This is a genomic window from Xenorhabdus stockiae (genome assembly GCF_002632825.1).
In the GTDB taxonomy this organism is placed as follows: domain Bacteria; phylum Pseudomonadota; class Gammaproteobacteria; order Enterobacterales; family Enterobacteriaceae; genus Xenorhabdus; species Xenorhabdus stockiae.
Genome location: NZ_NJAJ01000084.1, coordinates 1 through 3,206, shown reverse-complemented (window position 1 = coordinate 3,206; position 3,206 = coordinate 1). Strand labels below are relative to the sequence as shown.

Below are 3,206 nucleotides of genomic sequence, written 5' to 3'. Positions count from 1 at the left end.
CTGCCGGATAAGGGCTTTTGCCGGAGCGTAGCGTTCTGCCAGTTCCTGTCGCTGTTTCTGGTGGTTTGCTGCATTGAGGGCTTTCAGGCGTTCAATTTCGCTCTGAGACACTAAACCGGATTTAGCGACTTCATCCAGTTTTCTTTGCGTCTCCTGTTCGCTGAGCAGAATACGGCCTAAACTCGTCGTGTGCGCCCGTTCAATATCAAAACGTAACTGCTGATACTGATTCAGGATTTGGGTACTGCCTTTTTTCTTTTTGCTCCCTTTATCCTCGCCGTCATCACTGCCTGTCCATGATTTGTTATTGCTCTCTTCGGACTGAGATTTAGATGAAATGGGTTTTTCGCCCGCCTCAAGTGCTTTTAAGGCAGCCTGGGATTCCTCAAGTTGTTTCTTATGAAATTCCGTTTTTTTGCGCGCTTTTTCGTATTCCGCCTCTGCGTGTACAACACCTTCTTGTGCTTTCTTTTTATCTGCCCATAAGCCGCCCAACCCAACGCCAGAGACAAGGTTTTTCTTCCCTTGCAAATCAAGCCATATCTTGTCGGTTTCTTCCTTTTGTTTATCCAGTGCATCCCTGTAGTTCAGGATCTTAGAAGACAATTCAACCTTTGAGAGTTGCATCAAGGCATTTTTTGTTTCGAGTACCGCATCCGTTAGATCGGTGGCGCTTTCTCGGGCTTCCTGCGCTCTTTGGTGAAAATAATAGATAGCTGAACCTGCGAGCATTGCCACGCCGAATGGGCCACCTAATAACGAAAAAGCACCACGCGCCAAGCCTGCTGATACAGCAAGGGAGCGGTATGAGAGAGACAATCGGCGGTTGGCGGCCTCCAGTTGTCGGGTAGCCCGTTCTTTTTGTCGGAATGCTTCCGTTTCCTTCCGATACAGGGCGTTAGCTTCTTTGGAGTAGTTAACGAGCAGACCATGCTGGGCATTCACTACTCGCATTCTTTCAATATGTTCACCCTGACGCTGAGTCAGTTGAATGGTTGCGTTAGCCTGCTCAATAGTGCGACGGGCGGTTTCAGCCTTCTGCTTGGTGGTATCCCGCATGGCTTTTTCAGTCGCCCGCCATGCACTGACGTTTTCCCGTAATCCGGCAGTTAGTTTGGTCGCCATTACAGGAATGAGAGTATGTAGTGCAACCATCGCAACAGTATTGAAGTTTTCGGACAAGCTATTAACTACACTAGTCACATTCTGCACCCCGGAGCGCAACGGCCCGTCAGCACTGCTGCCGACTTTAATCGCCAACCCCTCAAAAGCACGACCCAATACATCCAGATCCGCACTCAAATTATTCGCCCGGGTAGCCGCCTGATCATAGGCCACCTGCGTGCCGGTCAGCGACTTTTTGAGTTCATCCAGCTCACGCCGTCCGGTGACCAACTGTGAGGCGGCACTGAGGTTAGCTCGCCCGAACAATTTCGCCGCCTGCGCCGTCGATAGCTGTTTGTTTTTCAGGTACTCCAGCGCAGCACTCAGGCCCACGACCGAGGGTTTCAGGTTCTTATCGGTGGATTTCTCCAGCGCCAGCACCACGTTACGGATAGCCACACCCGCTTCGGCCCCTTTGATGCCCCCTTTGGCTAACACCTGAATCGCGGCATTGAGTTCTTCAAACGACATCCCCGCTTGTGAGGCCATCGTACCGCCGTTCTTGATGGCTAAGGCGGTTTCATTGATTTCGGACGCGCCGTACTTGGCGCCGGCCGCCAGTACGTTGATATAGCGATCGGCCTGCGCCGCTGACGCACCGAACTGATTCAGGGACAGTGCTAAGGCTTTGGTCGCTTCCGGCAACTCAATGCCGGAGGCTTGCGCTAGCGTGATGGCTTTCTCAGTCGCCTGCGTCAGTGCCTGGGTATTTTTCAGTAACTCCGGTTTCGCTGAGGCCATCAGTTTCAGGGCCTGCGCAACGCCGGTGGCCCCGAATTCCGTGGTGCGCCCCAGTCGCTGAGCGTCTTCGTCCAGTTTCTTAAGCTGTGCCCCGGTCGCGCCGGTAATGGCAGACAGATCAGACAAAGCCTGTCCGTACTTGCGCGTGTGGGAAATAATGGTACCCAGTGAGAACCCGGTGCCCGCCAGTAACGCCAGCTGCCCGGACACGGATTTGATCTGGTTCGCTAACGAACTGTAGGTCTTGGTGACCTTTTTCCCGTCACTGGCGGTTTTATCAGCAAAGCGCTCTGATTCCCGCCCGGCATACCGGTACGCATCGGCAATTTGGGATTTAAATGAGGTGGCATTCACCAGTAAGCCGACCGTCAGGTTAGATAAATTCGCCATACGTTAACCTAATAATCTCATGACATCATCGCACTGCGCCTGCACCGTATCAGAAGAGGTGGAAACAGGCACAGGCGGCGGATTGTCGGAATGTTTACGGTTTTTCAGTCGGTAATAAGCCTGCCACTCATTAAGTGTCGAGGCCGGTAGCGACAGGATGCGATAGGGGTCAATTTCGCCGAGCTGTTCTGCGAGCGTAAAGGCAAAGTGCAGCGTCGGCGAATGGATTAGTTTTTTTCGGCCTCCTCCAGTGTGCCGATAGCATGACGCTTCACAATCTGGATGGCTTCAATGATCGTGGCGTTATCGTGCACCGCCATCAGCGCCTCAGCACTGGGTAGTTCACTGGCGGCAATGGCCTGTCCTTTATCATCAACCAGACAATCGAGCAACATCTGAATATTGAGACGGGAAGCCTCGCGCCCGTCCCCGGCTTGACTCAGTTTTTCCGCCTGTTCTTCCAGCGTCAGTAACTCAGCCGACGTCATCCGGCGCAGATTGACCTGTGTCCCAAAGAGTTCGACCGCTTTGATGTGCGGACGCGGGGTCAGTAATGCGGCTTTCAGGGCTTTCATGGTGTGACTCCTGTTTTGGTGGTACCCCAGACGAGGTTATTCTGTTTGCCCTTGACGGTAATTTGAATGACTTCACTGGCCGGGGCGTTAATGTCGTTCATCTCCCAGCCGGACAGGGCTAATACCATCGTCGCGGTGCGTTTGTTCGGCAGGGCAATATAAAGCTGCACGGTGGCATGCTGTTCCGCCGCAGTCAGAAAAGCGGCAAAATCCGCATCTTCGGGATTATCAATAAAACCCAGTGACTTCTCCGGCCCTTCCGGCATATCGGAAATAAACTGCTTATTGGTATCCATCAGGGTGGTGCAGTCAATAAAGCTACCGGTGAGTCCGGTG

At 52.9% G+C, this 3,206-nt stretch carries 3 protein-coding genes; all 3 read right to left on the bottom strand.

All coding sequences use genetic code 11. The features are described 5' to 3' along the window. Positions 1-2,295: phage tail tape measure protein (locus Xsto_RS20050; RefSeq protein ID WP_099126221.1), on the bottom strand; the 2,295-nt coding region annotated here is incomplete at its 3' end. A 227-nt stretch (positions 2,296-2,522) separates the two neighbouring features. Then, positions 2,523-2,870, bottom strand: a complete 348-nt coding sequence (locus tag Xsto_RS20040) for a phage tail protein (RefSeq protein ID WP_099126220.1) — start codon at positions 2,868-2,870, stop codon at positions 2,523-2,525. Then, positions 2,867-3,206 (bottom strand): phage tail protein (locus Xsto_RS20035; protein WP_099126219.1); only part of this gene is annotated, 340 nt, incomplete at its 5' end. The genes Xsto_RS20035 and Xsto_RS20040, both read right to left, overlap by 4 nt.